Genomic DNA, 15,573 nt, shown 5'->3' with positions numbered 1-15,573 from the left:
TTCGCTTCGCTCGCAATGACGATGGCTGGTGCCGGCCTCAATCCACGTGCGCATGCGCCTCGTGGTCGTCCGCGCCGCCGTTCCCGCCGATGTCGTCGATGTGCGCCATCTTGAGCTTGCCGCCGACCACCGCGAAGGCGGTCTTGCCCTCGACCAGTTCGAGCGCCTCGCGGCCGAACTGTTCGTAGCGCCAGCCTTCGAGGATCGGCAGGTTCTTGCGCACGCCGGCGGCCAGCAGCTCGAGGTCGTCGGTGCGGGCGAGGAGGCGCGCGGCGATGTCGATCTCGCGGCTGCGGATCTTGAGCAGCAGCTTGAGCAAGTCGGCAACCAGCGCGCCTTCCTTGCCGAGCGGTGCGCCGCGCGGGGCGCGGGCGGGCATTTCGGCTTCGCTCAGCGGTTTGGCCTCGGCCAGCGTCTGCATCAGGCGGCGGCCGATCTCGTTGTTCGCCCAGCCCGAGGAGAGCCCGCGCACCTTTGCGAGGTCGGCCTGGGCCTTGGGCGGGTGGCCGGCGATGTCGGCCAGCGTCTCGTCGCGGACGATGCGGCCGCGCGGGATGTTCTTGTCCATCGCCTCGGCCTCGCGCCATGCGGCGAGCGCCTTCAGGCGGCCGAGCACTGCGGGGTTGCGGCCCGGAGCCTTGATCCGGTGCCAGACCGTTTCGGGATCGGTGCGGTAGTTTTCCGGGTCCGCCAGCTTCTCCATTTCAGCGTCGAGCCATTCGCCGCGACCGGTCTTGATCAGGCGCTTCAGGAGGCGGGGGAAGATCTTGGAGAGATGGGTGACGTCGCCGATCGCGTATTCGATCTGCCGCTCGGTCAGCGGGCGGCGCGCCCAGTCGGTGAACCGCGCGCCCTTGTCGACAGAGATGCCCAGCCACGATTCGACGAGATTCGAATAGCCGATCTGCTCCGACTGGCTGACCGCCATCATCGCGATCTGGGTGTCGAAGATCGGGTGCGGCGTCTTGCCGGTGAGGTTGTAGATGATCTCCACGTCCTGCCCGCCGGCGTGGAAGACCTTGAGCACGTCCTCGTTATCCACCAGCAGGTCGAGCAGCGGGGCGAGGTCGATGCCCGGGGCCAGCGGATCGATCGCCGCGGCTTCCTCGGTATCGGCGATCTGCACCAGGCACAGCTCGGGCCAGTAGGTGTTCTCGCGCATGAATTCGGTATCGACCGAGACGAAATCGGCCTTGGCGAGGCGGGCGCAGAGTTCGGCCAGCGCCTCGGTCGTCGTGATCAGTGGGTGTATCTTCATGGTTCTTTTCTGTATGGGCCGCCCTCACGACCCGGTGGGGTGGGCCCGGCAGGGGCCCTCGGCTTGACAAAAGCGCGGCCATCGCCTGTTAGCCGCGCGGTTTCGCCCCCTGCCTTATTGCAAGCGGATTGGAAAGAGTTTCATGCATCCCTATCGCTCCCACACCTGCGGCGCGCTGAGCCGTGACAACGTCGGCGAGACGGTCCGCCTTTCGGGCTGGGTGCACCGCAAGCGCGACCACGGCGGGGTGCTGTTCGTCGACCTGCGCGATCACTACGGGATGACCCAGATCGTCGCCGACGTCGACAGCGCGGCCCTGCCCGTGCTCGAAGGCATCCGCGCCGAATCCGTCGTGACGATCGAGGGCACGGTCAAGCTGCGCACCGCGAACACCGTGAACCCCAACCTCGCCACCGGCGAGATCGAGGTGTTCGCCCGCTCCGCCACGGTGCTCTCGGCCGCGGAGGAGCTGCCGATGCCGGTGGCCGGCGAGCAGGAATATCCCGAGGATATCCGCCTGCGCTACCGCTTCCTCGACCTGCGCCGCGAGACGCTCCACGCCAACATCATGAAGCGCACCCGGGTCATCTCCGACATGCGCCGGCGAATGGAAGCGGCCGGTTTCACCGAGTTTTCGACCCCGATCCTCACCGCCTCCAGCCCCGAGGGCGCGCGCGACTTCCTCGTGCCGAGCCGGATCCATGCGGGCAAGTTCTATGCCCTCCCGCAAGCCCCGCAGCAGTACAAGCAGCTGCTGATGGTCGCCGGGTTCGACCGCTATTTCCAGATCGCGCCGTGCTTCCGCGACGAGGACCCGCGCGCCGACCGCCTGCCGGGCGAGTTCTACCAGCTCGACCTCGAGATGAGCTTCGTCACCCAGGAAGAAGTGTGGGAGACGATGGAGCCGGTGATCGGCGGCGTCTTCGAAGCCTTTGCCGAAGGCCGTCCCGTCACCCCCACCGGCAGCTTCCCGCGCATCCCCTATGCCGAGGCGATGCTCAAGTACGGCTCGGACAAGCCGGACCTGCGCAACCCGATCCTGATTGCGGACGTTTCGGAAGAGTTCACCCAGTCGGGCTTCGGCCTGTTCGAGAAGATCGTCGGCACCGGCGGCAAGGTCCGCGCGATCCCCGCGCCGTCCACCGCCGACAAGAGCCGCAAGTTCTTCGACGAGATGAACGAGTGGGCCCGCGCAGAGGGTCACGCCGGCCTTGGCTATGTCACCCGCAAGCAGGGCACCTTCGGCGGCCCGATCGCCAAGAACCACGGCGAGGAGCGGATGGCCGCGCTTTACGACAAGCTGGGCCTCGGTCCCGATGACGGGCTGTTCTTCGCCGCGGGCAAGGAAGAGCAGGCGGCCAAGCTCGCCGGTGCGGCGCGCACCCGCGTGGGCGAACAGCTCGGACTGATCGACAAGGACCGCTTCGAGCTGTGCTGGATCGTCGATTTCCCGTTCTACGAATGGGACGAGGACAACAAGAAGGTCGAGTTCAGCCACAACCCGTTCTCGATGCCGCAGGGCGGGATGGAGGCGCTCCAGAACCAGGACCCGCTGACGATCAACGCCTACCAGTACGACCTCGTCTGCAACGGGTTCGAGATCGCCTCGGGCTCGATCCGCAACCAGTCGCCCGACACGATGGTCAAGGCGTTCGAGATCGTCGGACTGTCGAAGGCCGACGTCGAGGAGCGCTTCGGCGGGCTTTACCGCGCCTTCCAGTACGGCGCGCCGCCGCACGGCGGGATGGCAGCGGGCGTCGACCGCATCGTCATGCTGATCTGCGGCGCGCAGAACCTGCGCGAGATCACCCTGTTCCCGATGAACCAGCGCGCCGAGGACCTGCTGATGGGCGCGCCGAGCCCGGCAGAACCGCGCCAGATGCGCGAACTCAACATCCGCGTGGTCGAACAGCCGAAGGGCTGACAACCGCCGTAAAATGCCTATGCTCCGTCGCCGGGGAAACCGGGGGACGGGCATGGGACTTGGCGTTTTGGGCAGCCGCGGGCGCATCGACCCCGATTGATGCTCGCCCGCTGGCTTGCCTGGACCCCGCCCGCGCCCGGCGCGGCGTATCGGCCTCAGCTCGACGGGCTGCGGGCGGTGGCCGTGCTGCTGGTGCTCTACAGCCACTTCTGGGACGAGGCATCGAACGCCGGACTGCTCGGCGTGCGGCTGTTCTTCGTGCTGTCGGGGTTCCTCATCACGGGCATGTTGCTCGAGGCGCGCGACGCGGGCGGCAGTTCGCTTGGCCACTTCTACATCCGCCGCGCGCTGCGGCTGTGGCCAGCCTATTACCTCACGCTGGGACTCGCGGTCCTCGTCGATGCCGAGGGGATCCGCGACGTCGCCTGGTGGCATGTGCTTTACGGCACCAACATCCTGTTCGCGTTGCGCGGCGATTATGTGCCCTGGTACACTGCCGCATGGTGGTCTCTGGCGGCGGAAGAGCAGTTCTACATCGCCTGGCCGCTGCTCGTCCTGCTGGTCCCGCGGCGCTGGCTCGGCACCACCTGTGCGCTCCTGATCCTCCTGTCGCTGGCATTTTCCGGCACGGTCGAGGCGAGCGGCGGGGAGGACAACCTATATGGGCTGCTTCCGGCGGTGCTCGACAGTCTTGCCGCGGGGGCGCTGCTTTCGGTGATCGGTCGCGCCCGGCCTGAGCGGCTCGGCTGGCTGCGACCGGCGGGCTGGGCGGGTCTTGCGGGCTGGGCGGTTGTCGTCGCTGGCGACTTCGGACGGTCGACCTGGGCGAGCCTGCCGCTGCTCCTGCTGTTCCCGGCATTGGTATGGTTCGCGGCGAACGACAGTGCGTGGTGGCCCGGGCGCCTTCTGTCGTGGCGCCCGCTCACGTTCGTCGGGCGGATCAGTTACGGCATCTACCTCTATCACTTGCCACTATGGTGGTGCGCGATGCAGTGGACCGAAAGCTGGCGGATATTCCACCGCGGCCCAGTAGTCTTCGTGGTGATGACGGCAGCGACGCTGGCAGTCGCCACCCTCTCATGGTTCGCGCTCGAAGCGCCGCTCAACCGGCTCAAGCGCCGCTTCCCCTTTCCGTAACTTCCGCGCGACCTGCCGCGAATGGGCAGAGCGGGGCTTGCGCCCCCTTGCCAGCGCCGCCCGCGTTGATTAGGGCGCTTGCCTGACTGAAGAACAGATTTCCTGCGAAGGGGCATTCAATGAGCGATACCGCCGACCGCGTTAAGAAGATCGTCGTCGAGCACCTCGGGGTCGAGGCCGACAAGGTCACCGAAGACGCCAGCTTCATCGACGACCTGGGCGCCGACAGCCTCGACATCGTCGAACTCGTCATGGCGTTCGAAGAAGAATTCGGCGTCGAGATTCCGGACGATGCGGCTGAGAAGATCAGCACCGTTTCGGACGCGATCAAGTACATCGACGAGAACAAGGGCTGATCGGCTCGTTCTCATAACCCCGTCCGCCCTGAGCTAGCTGAAGGGCAGTCCTTCTTCCGCTGCGGAGCAAGGGAGGGCGGGACTTCGACAGGCTCAGCCCCGGACGGGTCTGGGCCTGTTGTGTTTTCCGACAAAGACTTGCAGAGCCCCCACGGAATTTGCGGAGAGTAATATGCGTCGTGTGGTCGTAACCGGACTGGGCCTCGTCACCCCGCTTGGGGCGGATGTCGAAACCGTGTGGCGGAACCTTATCGCCGGCAAGAGCGGCGCCGGGCCGATCACCCGCTTCGATGTCAGCGACCAGAAGTGCAAGATCGCCTGTGAGGTCAAGCCGGCCGACCACGAGTACGGCTTCGACGCCGGCAAGCGCGTCGACCACAAGATCCAGCGCCAGGTCGATCCGTTCATCGTCTATGGCATCGACGCTGCCGGGCAGGCGCTCGAGGACGCCGGGCTTGCCGAGATGGACGACGACCTCAAAATGCGCACCGGCTGCTCGATCGGTTCGGGAATCGGCGGGCTGCCGGGGATCGAGAGCGAATCGATCGTTCTCCACGAAAAGGGCCCGGGCCGCGTCTCCCCGCACTTCGTCCATGGCCGCCTGATCAACCTGATCTCGGGCCAGGTCTCGATCAAGTACGGCCTGATGGGCCCCAACCACGCGGTGGTTACCGCCTGTTCGACCGGCGCGCACTCGATCGGCGACGCGGCGCGGATGATCAAGGACGGTGATGCCGACGTGATGCTGGCGGGCGGCGCGGAAAGCACGATCAACCCGCTCGGTGTGGCCGGATTCGCCCAGGCCCGCGCGCTCAACTGCAGCTACAACGACCGCCCGACCGAGGCCAGCCGCCCTTATGACAAGGACCGCGACGGCTTCGTCATGGGCGAGGGCGCGGGCGTCGTGGTGCTCGAGGAATACGAGCACGCCAAGGCGCGCGGCGCGAAGATCTATGCCGAAGTGGTCGGCTATGGCTTGTCGGGCGATGCCTACCACGTCACTGCGCCGCACCCCGAGGGCAAGGGCGCGGAACTCGCGATGCGGATGGCGATGCGCAAGGCCGGGATGGAGCCGGGCGACATTGACTACGTCAACGCCCACGGCACCTCAACGATGGCCGACACGATCGAGCTGGCCGCGGTCAAGCGCGTGCTCGGCAACGATCTCGGCGGCGCTTCGATGAGCAGCACCAAGTCGGCGATCGGCCACCTCCTCGGCGGGGCCGGGGCGGTCGAGACGATCTTCTGCATCCTCGCGATCCGCGACCAGGTCGTGCCGCCGACGCTGAACCTGACCAATCCCGACGAGGGGACCGAGGGCGTCGACCTCGTTCCGCTCAAGGCCAAGCCGCGCAAGGTCCGCGCCGCTCTCAACAATTCGTTCGGGTTCGGCGGGACCAACGCCAGCGTGATCGTCAAGGCGGTCGAGGACTGAGCGGAGGGGCCAATGTCCCGCAACCATCTCTCGTCATTGCGAGGGGCGCAGCCCCGCGGCAATCCAGCAGTGTCGCGCGGCGACGTGGATTGCTTCGCCGCGCTCGCAATGACGACCTGGTTGGCTAGGGCAAAGCCATGATCCTGCGCGGGCGTGCCTGGCTGGTCGCGCTGGCGGGGGCCGTCCTGCTGCTGGGCGGGCTCGGCTGGCTGGTCGGCGGCTGGCTGGTGCCGGGGCCGACCGGGAAGGACACCACCTTCACCGTGCCCGACGGCGCGGGGCTGGCGGTGATCTCGGAAAAGCTGGCCGAACAGGGCATCGTCGGCTCGCCGTCCTCGTTCCTGCTGCGGGCCAAGGTCCTCGGCGGCAGCGGGACGATCAAGGCGGGCGAGTTCGCCATCCCCGCCGGGTCGAGCGCCCGCGACGTCCTTGCCATCCTCCAGAGCGGGCAGGTGCTGCGGCGGCTGATCACGGTGCCCGAAGGGATGCCCTCGATCCTCGTGTACGAACGGTTGATGGGGCAGGACCTGCTGACCGGGCAGATCCCGGTGCCGCGCGAAGGGTCGCTGCTGCCCGACAGCTATGATTTCGCCCGCGGCGAAAGCCGAGCCGCCGTCGTCGCGCGCATGCAGGCAGCGATGGACAAGACGCTGGCGGACCTGTGGAAGAAGCGCTCGCCGCAGACGGTTGCGAAGACTCCGGCGGAGGCCCTGGTCCTCGCCTCGATCGTCGAGAAGGAGACCGGCAAGCCGAGCGAGCGCAAGATGGTCGCCGGGCTCTATTCCAACCGCCTGAAGATCGGCATGCCGCTCCAGGCCGATCCGACGATCATCTATCCGATCACCCAGGGCAAGCCGCTGGGGCGGCGGATCAGGCAGTCGGAAATTGCGGCGGTCAACGACTACAACACGTACTCGATGGTCGGTTTGCCCAAGGGTCCGATCACCAACCCGGGCCGCGCCTCGATCGAGGCGGTGCTCAACCCGGCGCAGACCGATGCGCTCTACATGGTTGCCGACGGGACCGGCGGTCACCAGTTTTCGGCGACTCTCGAGCAGCACAACGCCGCGGTCGCCAAGTGGTTCGCGATCCGCCGCGCCAAGGGCGAGATGTGAACCTTGCCCTCGCGCTCGAGGGGCGGGTCGCCTCGCTGACGATCGACCGCGCGGCCAGGCGCAACGCGTTCGACCTGGCGATGTGGGAGGCGCTGCCGGGCCTGCTGGACGAAGCTGAAGCGCACCGCGAGCTGCGCGTGCTGGTCATCCGCTCGGCCGCGCCCGCCGGCGCATTCTGCGCGGGCGCCGACATCGCCGAGATGCTGGGCCACAAGGACGACGCGGCGTTCCACGCCCGCACCCAGGCGGCGATCAACGCCGCGCTCCATCGCCTCGCGCGGTTTCCCTTGCCGACGCTGGCGTTCATCGAGGGGGATTGCATGGGCGGCGGGGTCGGCCTCGCGGTCGCCTGCGACCTGCGGGTGGCGAGCCCGGCGGCGCGGTTCGCCATCACCCCGGCAAGGCTCGGGCTGGTCTATCCGCTGCACGACGTCGCCAACCTCGTGTCGCTGGTCGGCGCGGGGCAGGCGCGGCGGATGCTGCTGACCGGACTCGCCATCGACGCCGCCGAAGCGCTGCGGATCGGGCTGGTCGAGCAGGTTTCGGACAGCGCCGATGACTGGATCTCGGCCATCGCGGCCAACTCGGCCAACTCGGCGATGCAACTCAAGCGCTTCGTCCGGCGCGTGGTCGACGGCCAGAGCGAGGATGATGCCGAAACGCTGGCGATTTTCGCCAGCGCGTTCAGCGGCGCGGACTTTGTCGAGGGGACTTCGGCCTTCGTGGAGAAGCGGGCAGCCCGGTTCGGCCCGCGCAGCGAGTAGAGCGACTCGCTCTAGGACAGCAGGAATATCCCGGCGATGACCGACATCACCGCGGTCGAGATCCACCCGCCGACGGCCAGTCCCGGCGATATCGTCAAATGGCCCATTACCCTGGGGTTGCGGGCGACCAGCATCGTTACCGCCATCAGCGGCGGGGCCAGCAGTCCGTTCACCACCGCAGCCCAGTACAGCGCTTTCATCGGATCGATGGCGAGGAAGTTCATCGCCACCCCGGCCATCACGGCTGCCGCGATCGTCACGTAGAACGCCTTCGCCTCGAACGGCTTGCGATCGAGGCCTTCAGGCCAGTGGAACGTCTCGCTCACCGCGTAGGCGGCGGCGCCCGCGAGCACCGGAACCGCCAGCAATCCGGTGCCGATGATCCCCAGCGCGAACAGCGCGAACGCGAGGTCGCCGGCAATCGGGCGGAGGGCCGATGCCGCCTGCGCGGCGGATTCGATGTCGCGGATGCCGTGGGCATGAAGCGTCGCGGCCGTGGCGACGATCACGAACAGCGCGGTCAGGTGGGAAAATCCCATCCCCACCATCGTGTCGATCCGGATGCGGGCCAGCTCGGGACCAGCCTTGCGCGGCGCGACGCACAGCGGCTTGGTGTGGCGGCGGTGCTGCTCCTCGACCTCCTGCCCGGCCTGCCAGAAGAAAAGGTAGGGGCTGATGGTCGTGCCGAAAACGGCGACTAGCGCCATCGCGTGCTCGCGGTCGAAGGTGAAGCTGGGGACGAGCACGCCGCGCAGCGCTTCGCCGACCGGGACGTCGGCGACGAACACCACCGCGACGTAGGCGAACAGCGACAGGGTCGTCCATTTGAGGATGCTGGCGTAGCGTCCGTAGCTCAGCCAGACCTCGAGGACGACGCTGACGAGGCCGAAGCCGAAGACATAGGCAAGGGTCGGGCCCGGAAGCAGCAGGGCCAGCGCCGCGGCCATCGCGCCGAGGTCTGCACCAAGGTTGATGACGTTCGCGGTGACCAGAAGCACCACGACTGCGCGCAGCAACCACGGGCTGTAGTGACGGCGCAGGTTGGCCGCGATCCCGCGACCCGTCGTCGCCCCGATGCGTGCGCAGATCATCTGGATCGCGAACAGCAGCGGAAAGCCGAACAGCATGGTCCATGCAAGGCTGTATCCGAACTGCGCCCCGACCTGGCTGTAGGTGCCGATGCCGCTGGGATCGTCATCGGCCGCCCCGGTGACGAGACCGGGGCCGAGCACCGTGAGGACCGAACGCTTTTCGGGGTCAGGTTCGCGATCGGGCTCCGCCATGATCGTCCGGCTGTCGCAGGTTCGCGGGGCTCTGGCAATCGGCGTGCGCCGTTGACGGAGCGATCAGGGCGGCTAAAGCGGGAGCATGATCGATCCCCGTACTTTCCGCGATGTGCTCGGAACCTACCCCACGGGCGTCTGCGTGATCACCTCGGTCGACGGCGAGGGGTCACGGACGGGACTGGTGGTCGGCTCGTTCAGTTCGATCTCGCTTGATCCCCCGCTGGTCGGCTTCTTTCCCGACAAGCGTTCGTCGAGCTGGCCGCGGATCGCCGCGACCGGCCGGTTTTGCGTGAACGTGCTGGGGTCAGGGCAACTCGACCTGTGCCGGCGATTCGCGGCGAAAGCCGAAGACAAGTTCGCCGAGCTCGCACACGGCCATTCGCCGGCGGGATTGCCCCTGCTCGACGAAGCGCTGGCATGGATCGACTGCACGATCGAACGGATCGTCGATATCGGCGATCACCTGCTCGTCGTCGGCGCGGTCGAGGCTCTGGACAAGCGCGACGAAGGCACCCCGCTGATGTTCTTCCGCGGCGCCTACCACGATCTCACCGGTCTCTCGACCAACTGAGATCCTGCAAGCACGTGCGATTTTTCGCGGGATTTTGACAACCGTCAAAGCCGCCCGGCAAGCATGCTGTCATACCAGCCCCAGCAGGACGGCAGGAAGCGCCGGTCCGGCCACCGCCCACCCGGTGCCGGCCAGCGCAACCAGGCTTCGCAAACGCCGCTTCACCGCCGTCCTGCGCCAATTCTCCCCAACTTGGGGCGGCCCGCATCGTCGTGCCGCCCTTTTTTTTGAGACGGCAATCGATCCCAGCCGATTGTGACGTGGCCCGTGCGGTGATACGGGGCAGTATATGTCGTCCTGCGATACTTGCGTCGTGCGCAACCGTGCGATCTGCTCGGCCCTCGAACAGGGCGAGATCAACGCGCTCAATTCGCTCGGGCGGCGGCGGACGATTTCGGCTGGTGAGCCGCTGATCTGGGAAGACGACGATTCACTGCTGGTCGCCAATGTGATCGAGGGCGTGCTCAAGCTCGTCACCTCGACCGAGGACGGACGCGAGCAGATCGTCGGTGTCGCCTATCCTTCCGATTTCATCGGGCGTCCCTTCGGCCAGACCACCCGCGCCAGTGTCGTCGCGCTGACCGATGCGCGGGTCTGCGTCTTCGCCCGCGGCGACTTCGACCGGTTCGCGCGCGAACATCCGGCGCTGGAGCACAAGCTCCTCGAACGGACGCTGACCGAACTCGACCGCACGCGCGGCTGGATGATGCTTCTGGGCCGCAAGAATGCGAGCGAGAAGATTGCCACGTTCCTGCTCGAAATGGGCGAGCGGCTGTCGGAAACCGGCTGTGCGCCGCAGCTGATGCCGGCGTCCCGGATCACCCTGCCGTTTTCACGCCAGCAGATCGCCGATGTCCTCGGCCTGACGATCGAGACGGTCAGCCGCCAGTTCACCCGGCTCAAGAACGAAGGCGTGATCGACTTGCCCTCGCGGCGCGACGTGGTGATCCTCAACCGGGCCGCGCTGGAAGCCCAAGCGGGCTAGGCAGCAAGTCCTGACAGCTCGGCATTGCGACGCCGCAGGCCGAAGCAATCCATCGCCGACTGTTCGGCTCCTGGGTGGCTTCGTCGCTGTGTTCCTCGCCATGACGATCGACGTTTGGGCGCAGTCCTCTTATCGCAGAAACGCCTCCCCCTGCCGGAGCAAGGGGAGGCGCGTGGAACGGCGCTGGTGCGGCGGGCGATCCCAGGAGCCCGCCGCAGGGCCGCCCCGCTCCCGCCCGCGCCCGGGCAGGGAGTATGGGACAGGGCTCAGAAGCGGTAGCTGAGGCCCGCGCTGACCACCCACGGATCGAGCGAGTGCTTGGTCGTCAGCACTTCGGTGCCGGCGGCGTTGCGGACGTGAAGCTTGGTGTCCATGAAGTACTTCTTGGCGTCGAGGCTGACGCCGAGCCCGTTGGCGTTGACCGGAATGTCGATCCCCGCCTGCAGCGCGAAGCCGAGCTTGTTGTCGAGATTGAGGTCGGTCCCGCCGAGCGCGCGGGTGGTCGAGCCGGGCTTTTCGTTGATGTAGAAGAACACCGACGGACCGGCCCCGACATAGGGCTTGATCCCGCCTTCCAGGGGCAGGTGGAACTTGACCGTAGCGGTGGCCGGCAAGACCAGCACGTGATCGACGATCCGGGTCCCGGCGATTGCGCCGTCGCCGTTGATGTGGTGCTGCGTCAGGCAGCAGATCGTCTCGACCGAGACGTTGGGCGAGAAGAAGTATTCGATGGCGACGGTCGGCACGACGTTGTCGTTGGCCTTGGTCTGCGATCCTGCGGGGAGACCGATCAGGTCCTTCTCGACGTCGACGATCTTGCCGTCGGGCAGCACGCCGGTGCCGAGCAGCTTGACCTGTAACTTGCCCTCGGCGCTGCCGGCCATGGCCGGGGCGGGGGCGAGCATCGCGGCGGCAAAGGCGGTGGCCAGCGCGACGGTTGCGAACTTGTTCATCTGTCCAATCCTGCACCCCGGCGGCCTGCCCCTCGCAGGCCTGGGTTCGACCGGTGGTGTCGGCCAGCCTGATGCATCGGTCGGCTTCCAGTTACTTTGACCGAGCGCAAAAAATTGCGCGCCGCCGACTTTTTCAAAAAGATCCGCGCAATTTGACTTCGATCAATGTTGTGGACCGGGGCCGGGTCCACGCGGCTTCCTGACATCTCCGATGGAAGGGAAGGCTCCATGGAATCGGTACTCACGCGCTCGGGCATCTGGCTCGGGGCGCTGCTTCTGGCCGTCGTCGCCTCTGCCCTGGCAGTGGACCACGGCTTCGCCATCCACATGGCGATCTTCGCGCTCGCCGCCCTGATCGGGCTCGCGGCCTCGCTCTCGACCGCCGATTACGGCGCGATCCTGCGCGGCGCCGTCAGGATGCCCGACCAGGGCAAGTACGACGACGATCCGGTCCGCTGGGGCGTCATCGCCACGGTGTTCTGGGGCATGGCGGGCTTCCTCGCCGGCCTCTACATCGCGCTCGAGCTGGCATTCCCGGCGCTGAACCTCGGCTTCGAGTTCATCAACTTCGGGCGCCTCCGGCCGCTGCACACCAGCGCGGTCATCTTCGCTTTCGGAGGCAATGCGCTGATTGCGACCTCGTTCTACGTGGTCCAGCGCACTTGCCGGGCGAGGCTGGCCTTCCCCGGCCTCGCCCGTTTCGTTTTCTGGGGCTACCAGCTGTTCATCGTGCTGGCGGCGACCGGCTACTTGCTGGGCATCACCCAAGGCAAGGAATACGCCGAGCCCGAATGGTACGTCGACCTGTGGCTGACGATCGTGTGGGTCGCTTACCTCGCGGTGTTCGTCGGCACGCTGGTCAAGCGGACCGAGCCGCACATCTATGTCGCCAACTGGTTCTACCTCAGCTTCATCCTCACCGTGGCGATGCTCCACATCGTCAACAACCTGAACGTGCCGGTGAGCTGGTTCGGGTCGAAGTCCTATCCGGTCTTCGCGGGTGTGCAGGGCGCGCTGGTGCAGTGGTGGTACGGCCACAACGCGGTCGGCTTCTTCCTCACCGCCGGCTTCCTGGCGATGATGTACTACTTCGTCCCCAAGCAGGCCGAACGCCCGATCTACAGCTACCGCCTGTCGATCATCCACTTCTGGGCGCTGATCTTCCTCTACATCTGGGCGGGTCCGCACCACCTCCACTACACCGCGCTGCCCGACTGGGCGCAGACGCTGGGCATGGTCTTCTCGGTCATGCTGTGGATGCCGAGCTGGGGCGGGATGATCAACGGCCTGATGACGCTGAATGGCGCATGGGACAAGATCCGCACCGACCCGATCATCCGCATGTTCGTGATGAGCCTGGCGTTCTACGGCATGAGCACCTTCGAAGGGCCGATGATGTCGGTCAAGACGGTCAACTCGCTGTCGCACTACACCGACTGGACCATCGGCCACGTCCACTCCGGCGCGCTCGGCTGGAACGGCATGGTCACCTTCGGGTGCCTCTACTACCTCGCCCCGCGCCTGTGGAACCGCGAGCGGATGCACAGCCTGCGGATGATCAACTGGCACTTCTGGCTCGCGACCGTGGGGATTGTCTTCTACGCCGCGTCGATGTGGGTGGCGGGGATCACCCAGGGCCTGATGTGGCGCGAATACGGCGCCGACGGCTATCTCGTGAATTCCTTCGCCGACACGGTGAAGGCGCTCCACCCGATGTTCATCCTGCGCGCCGCCGGCGGGCTGATGTACCTCGCCGGGGCCGCGATCATGGCCTGGAACATCGCGAAGACGATCGCCGGCAGCCCGCTGCGCGAGGAAGCGCCGATGACCGAGACGCCGCACGATCCTGCCAGGGACGTGCCGCTCCCCGGCCACGCCGCCCACGCCTGATCCCCCGGCAGAAGGAGACAACGACATGGCTTTCGCCATCATGGAGCGCCACAAGACGCTCGAACGCAACGTCACCCTGCTTGGCGTGTTCGCCTTCCTTGCGGTGACAATCGGCGGGATCGTGGAAATCGCCCCGCTGTTCTGGATCGACAACACGATCGAGAAGGTGAAGGGGGTGCGCCCCTACACACCGCTCGAACAGGCCGGCCGCGACATCTACGTCCGCGAAGGGTGCTACACCTGCCACAGCCAGATGATCCGTCCGTTCCGCGACGAGGTCGAGCGCTATGGCCACTACAGCCTCGCCGCGGAATCGATGTACGATCACCCGTTCCAGTGGGGCTCCAAGCGCACTGGGCCGGACCTCGCCCGCGTCGGCGGCCGCTATTCCGACGAATGGCATGTCCAGCATCTCAAGGACCCGCGCAGCGTGGTCCCGGAATCGATCATGCCGACCTACCAGTTCCTCGCCGAGCGGGACCTGGATGCGGGCGACATGGGCGCTTCGCTGAGCACGCTCGCCACGGTTGGCGTGCCTTACACCAAGGATGAGATCGCCAATGCCGACGCCGACCTGATGGCCCAGGCCGATCCCGGCGCCGACAGCGCCGGCTTGCTCAAGCGTTATCCCAAGGCGCAGGTCCGCGATTACGATGGCGATGCGGGCCGGGTGACCGAAATGGACGCGCTCGTCGCCTATCTCCAGGTGCTCGGCACGATGGTCGATACCCAGAGCGCCGCCGCGCAGGAAGACCTCGCCAGGGAGAAGGGCCGATGACCGGGCCGACGACCTACGACCTGCTGCGGCACCTCGCCGACAGCTGGGGGCTGGTGGTAATGACGGGGGTGTTCACCCTCCTGTGCCTCTGGCCGTTCCGCCCCGGCGCGAAGGACACGAACCGCGCCGCCGCGACCATGATCTTCGAGAAGGACAACGACGATGTCCAGTAATTCCGGGGCGAACAAGCGCGTCGATGAACCCACGGGGACCGAGACCGTCGGCCACGAATGGGACGGGATCGAGGAACTTAACACCCCGCTGCCGCGCTGGTGGCTGCTGACCTTCTACGCGACGATCCTGTTCAGCATCGTTTACGTGGTGGTCTATCCGGCGATCCCGCTGCTCGATCGCGGGACGCAGGGCCTGTGGGGCTGGTCGAGCCGCGGCGATCTCGCCAAGGAAACCGGCGATGCGGAAAAACTCCGCGCACCGCTCTACGCGGCGCTGGCCAGGACGCCGATCGAGAACTTCCAGGCCGATCCCAAGCTGTACCGCGCGGCGATCGATGGAGGGCGGGCGGCGTTCAAGGTCAACTGCGTAACCTGCCACGGCGCGGGCGCGGCCGGCATTGTCGGCAAGTATCCGAACCTCGCCGACAACGACTGGCTGTGGGGCGGCGATCTGGCGGCGATCCAGCAGACGATCACCCACGGCATCCGCCAGCCCGGTGACGAGCTGACCCGCACCAGCCTGATGCCCTCGTTCGGCCGCGACGGGATCCTTACCCCGGCGCAGGTCGGCGACGTCGCCAGCTACTTGCGTGTCCTCTCGAAGCAGGACGGGCCGAGCGCCGCCGCGACCCGCGGGACGCAGATCTTCGCCGACAACTGCGCGGTCTGCCACGGCGCCGCGGGCGAGGGTGGCCGCAATGTCGGCGCGCCCAGGCTCGACGACGCGATCTGGCTCTACGGCGGCAAGAAGGACGAGATCGCCCAGTCCGTCACCACCGCCCATGCCGGGGTCATGCCCGCTTGGAACGGCAAACTCGACGCCGTGACGATCAAGATGCTCGCTGCCTACGTCCACTCGCTGGGCGGCGGCGAGGCCAACCCGGCTCCCGCGGCAGACGCCGCCGCGGCAGCCACTCCTGCGGCGCCTGCCGCCAACTAGGACACGTC

15 protein-coding genes are annotated in these 15,573 nt (G+C 66.9%); 12 read left to right on the top strand and 3 right to left on the bottom strand.

The window, feature by feature from the left end:
• Window positions 1-37 precede the first annotated feature (37 nt).
• Window positions 38-1,258 carry a ribonuclease D gene (rnd, locus tag AC3WLD_RS13480; RefSeq protein WP_492557484.1) on the bottom strand — a complete coding sequence of 407 codons (1,221 nt, stop codon included), beginning with the start codon at window positions 1,256-1,258 and terminating at the stop codon, window positions 38-40.
• Window positions 1,259-1,400: 142 nt separating this feature from the next.
• On the opposite strand from rnd, the gene aspS reads away from it, so the two are divergent.
• The 6 genes from aspS to AC3WLD_RS13450 all read left to right on the top strand — a co-directional run bounded on the left by aspS (window position 1,401) and on the right by AC3WLD_RS13450 (window position 7,989).
• A complete protein-coding gene (gene aspS / locus AC3WLD_RS13475; protein ID WP_492557483.1) occupies window positions 1,401-3,182 on the top strand; it encodes an aspartate--tRNA ligase in 1,782 nt (593 codons plus the stop codon).
• A 99-nt stretch (window positions 3,183-3,281) separates the two neighbouring features.
• The gene (locus tag AC3WLD_RS13470) at window positions 3,282-4,319 is read left to right on the top strand and encodes an acyltransferase family protein (protein WP_492557482.1); all 1,038 of its coding nucleotides are present in this window, start codon (window positions 3,282-3,284) and stop codon (window positions 4,317-4,319) included.
• Window positions 4,320-4,438: 119 nt separating this feature from the next.
• Window positions 4,439-4,675 (top strand): acyl carrier protein, encoded by a 237-nt coding sequence (locus AC3WLD_RS13465; RefSeq protein ID WP_028657713.1) that lies wholly within the window; start codon window positions 4,439-4,441, stop codon window positions 4,673-4,675.
• A gap of 172 nt (window positions 4,676-4,847) precedes the next feature.
• Window positions 4,848-6,110: a beta-ketoacyl-ACP synthase II gene (gene fabF, locus AC3WLD_RS13460; RefSeq protein WP_492557481.1), complete on the top strand. Its 1,263-nt coding sequence runs from the start codon at window positions 4,848-4,850 to the stop codon at window positions 6,108-6,110.
• Window positions 6,111-6,247: 137 nt separating this feature from the next.
• Window positions 6,248-7,225 carry an endolytic transglycosylase MltG gene (gene mltG, locus AC3WLD_RS13455; protein ID WP_492557480.1) on the top strand — a complete coding sequence of 326 codons (978 nt, stop codon included), beginning with the start codon at window positions 6,248-6,250 and terminating at the stop codon, window positions 7,223-7,225.
• Entirely contained in the window at window positions 7,222-7,989 is a 768-nt protein-coding gene (locus AC3WLD_RS13450; RefSeq protein WP_492557479.1) for an enoyl-CoA hydratase/isomerase family protein, read from the top strand. The genes mltG and AC3WLD_RS13450 overlap by 4 nt, the downstream gene beginning before the upstream one ends.
• 11 nt (window positions 7,990-8,000) lie before the next feature.
• Here the strand turns inward: AC3WLD_RS13450 and AC3WLD_RS13445 are convergent, their stop codons facing one another.
• A complete protein-coding gene (locus tag AC3WLD_RS13445) occupies window positions 8,001-9,272 on the bottom strand; it encodes an NRAMP family divalent metal transporter (protein WP_492557478.1) in 1,272 nt (423 codons plus the stop codon).
• 85 nt (window positions 9,273-9,357) lie between these two features.
• Here AC3WLD_RS13445 and AC3WLD_RS13440 point away from each other — a divergent pair, with 85 nt between their 5' ends.
• Both AC3WLD_RS13440 and AC3WLD_RS13435 read left to right on the top strand, forming a co-directional pair.
• Window positions 9,358-9,846 carry a flavin reductase family protein gene (locus AC3WLD_RS13440; RefSeq protein ID WP_492557477.1) on the top strand — a complete coding sequence of 163 codons (489 nt, stop codon included), beginning with the start codon at window positions 9,358-9,360 and terminating at the stop codon, window positions 9,844-9,846.
• 289 nt (window positions 9,847-10,135) lie between these two features.
• A complete protein-coding gene (locus AC3WLD_RS13435; protein ID WP_492557476.1) occupies window positions 10,136-10,831 on the top strand; it encodes a Crp/Fnr family transcriptional regulator in 696 nt (231 codons plus the stop codon).
• A 266-nt stretch (window positions 10,832-11,097) separates the two neighbouring features.
• Here the strand turns inward: AC3WLD_RS13435 and AC3WLD_RS13430 are convergent, their stop codons facing one another.
• Window positions 11,098-11,784 carry an OmpW/AlkL family protein gene (locus tag AC3WLD_RS13430; RefSeq protein ID WP_492557475.1) on the bottom strand — a complete coding sequence of 229 codons (687 nt, stop codon included), beginning with the start codon at window positions 11,782-11,784 and terminating at the stop codon, window positions 11,098-11,100.
• 228 nt (window positions 11,785-12,012) lie between these two features.
• Here AC3WLD_RS13430 and ccoN point away from each other — a divergent pair, with 228 nt between their 5' ends.
• From ccoN to ccoP, 4 genes are read left to right on the top strand one after another with little or no spacing between them, the layout of a single operon-like run.
• Window positions 12,013-13,674, top strand: a complete 1,662-nt coding sequence (ccoN, locus tag AC3WLD_RS13425; RefSeq protein WP_492557474.1) for a cytochrome-c oxidase, cbb3-type subunit I — start codon at window positions 12,013-12,015, stop codon at window positions 13,672-13,674.
• A gap of 25 nt (window positions 13,675-13,699) precedes the next feature.
• Window positions 13,700-14,452, top strand: a complete 753-nt coding sequence (gene ccoO / locus AC3WLD_RS13420) for a cytochrome-c oxidase, cbb3-type subunit II (protein ID WP_492557473.1) — start codon at window positions 13,700-13,702, stop codon at window positions 14,450-14,452.
• The gene (locus AC3WLD_RS13415; protein ID WP_492557472.1) at window positions 14,449-14,625 is read left to right on the top strand and encodes a cbb3-type cytochrome c oxidase subunit 3; all 177 of its coding nucleotides are present in this window, start codon (window positions 14,449-14,451) and stop codon (window positions 14,623-14,625) included. The genes ccoO and AC3WLD_RS13415 overlap by 4 nt, the downstream gene beginning before the upstream one ends.
• On the top strand, window positions 14,615-15,565 hold the full coding sequence (gene ccoP / locus AC3WLD_RS13410) for a cytochrome-c oxidase, cbb3-type subunit III (protein WP_492557471.1): 951 nt from the start codon (window positions 14,615-14,617) through the stop codon (window positions 15,563-15,565). The genes AC3WLD_RS13415 and ccoP overlap by 11 nt, the downstream gene beginning before the upstream one ends.
• The last annotated feature ends 8 nt before the right edge of the window (window positions 15,566-15,573 follow it).

This window comes from Novosphingobium sp. FW305-C-111, from assembly GCF_058783565.1.
This window is presented reverse-complemented; position numbering and strand designations above follow the sequence as displayed.

Excerpts from the sequence above, each read along its gene's own strand:
- ccoO (WP_492557473.1), top strand. The coding sequence starts at position 13,700 with ATGGCTTTCGCCATCATGGAGCGCCACAAGACGCTCGAACGCAACGTC.
- AC3WLD_RS13465 (WP_028657713.1), top strand. The coding sequence starts at position 4,439 with ATGAGCGATACCGCCGACCGCGTTAAGAAGATCGTCGTCGAGCACCTC.
- aspS (WP_492557483.1), top strand. The coding sequence starts at position 1,401 with ATGCATCCCTATCGCTCCCACACCTGCGGCGCGCTGAGCCGTGACAAC.
- AC3WLD_RS13440 (WP_492557477.1), top strand. The coding sequence starts at position 9,358 with ATGATCGATCCCCGTACTTTCCGCGATGTGCTCGGAACCTACCCCACG.
- ccoN (WP_492557474.1), top strand. The coding sequence starts at position 12,013 with ATGGAATCGGTACTCACGCGCTCGGGCATCTGGCTCGGGGCGCTGCTT.
- AC3WLD_RS13445 (WP_492557478.1), bottom strand. The coding sequence starts at position 9,272 with ATGGCGGAGCCCGATCGCGAACCTGACCCCGAAAAGCGTTCGGTCCTC.
- AC3WLD_RS13435 (WP_492557476.1), top strand. The coding sequence starts at position 10,136 with ATGTCGTCCTGCGATACTTGCGTCGTGCGCAACCGTGCGATCTGCTCG.
- AC3WLD_RS13470 (WP_492557482.1), top strand. The coding sequence starts at position 3,282 with ATGCTCGCCCGCTGGCTTGCCTGGACCCCGCCCGCGCCCGGCGCGGCG.
- mltG (WP_492557480.1), top strand. The coding sequence starts at position 6,248 with ATGATCCTGCGCGGGCGTGCCTGGCTGGTCGCGCTGGCGGGGGCCGTC.
- AC3WLD_RS13430 (WP_492557475.1), bottom strand. The coding sequence starts at position 11,784 with ATGAACAAGTTCGCAACCGTCGCGCTGGCCACCGCCTTTGCCGCCGCG.
- ccoP (WP_492557471.1), top strand. The coding sequence starts at position 14,615 with ATGTCCAGTAATTCCGGGGCGAACAAGCGCGTCGATGAACCCACGGGG.
- AC3WLD_RS13415 (WP_492557472.1), top strand. The coding sequence starts at position 14,449 with ATGACCGGGCCGACGACCTACGACCTGCTGCGGCACCTCGCCGACAGC.
- rnd (WP_492557484.1), bottom strand. The coding sequence starts at position 1,258 with ATGAAGATACACCCACTGATCACGACGACCGAGGCGCTGGCCGAACTC.
- fabF (WP_492557481.1), top strand. The coding sequence starts at position 4,848 with ATGCGTCGTGTGGTCGTAACCGGACTGGGCCTCGTCACCCCGCTTGGG.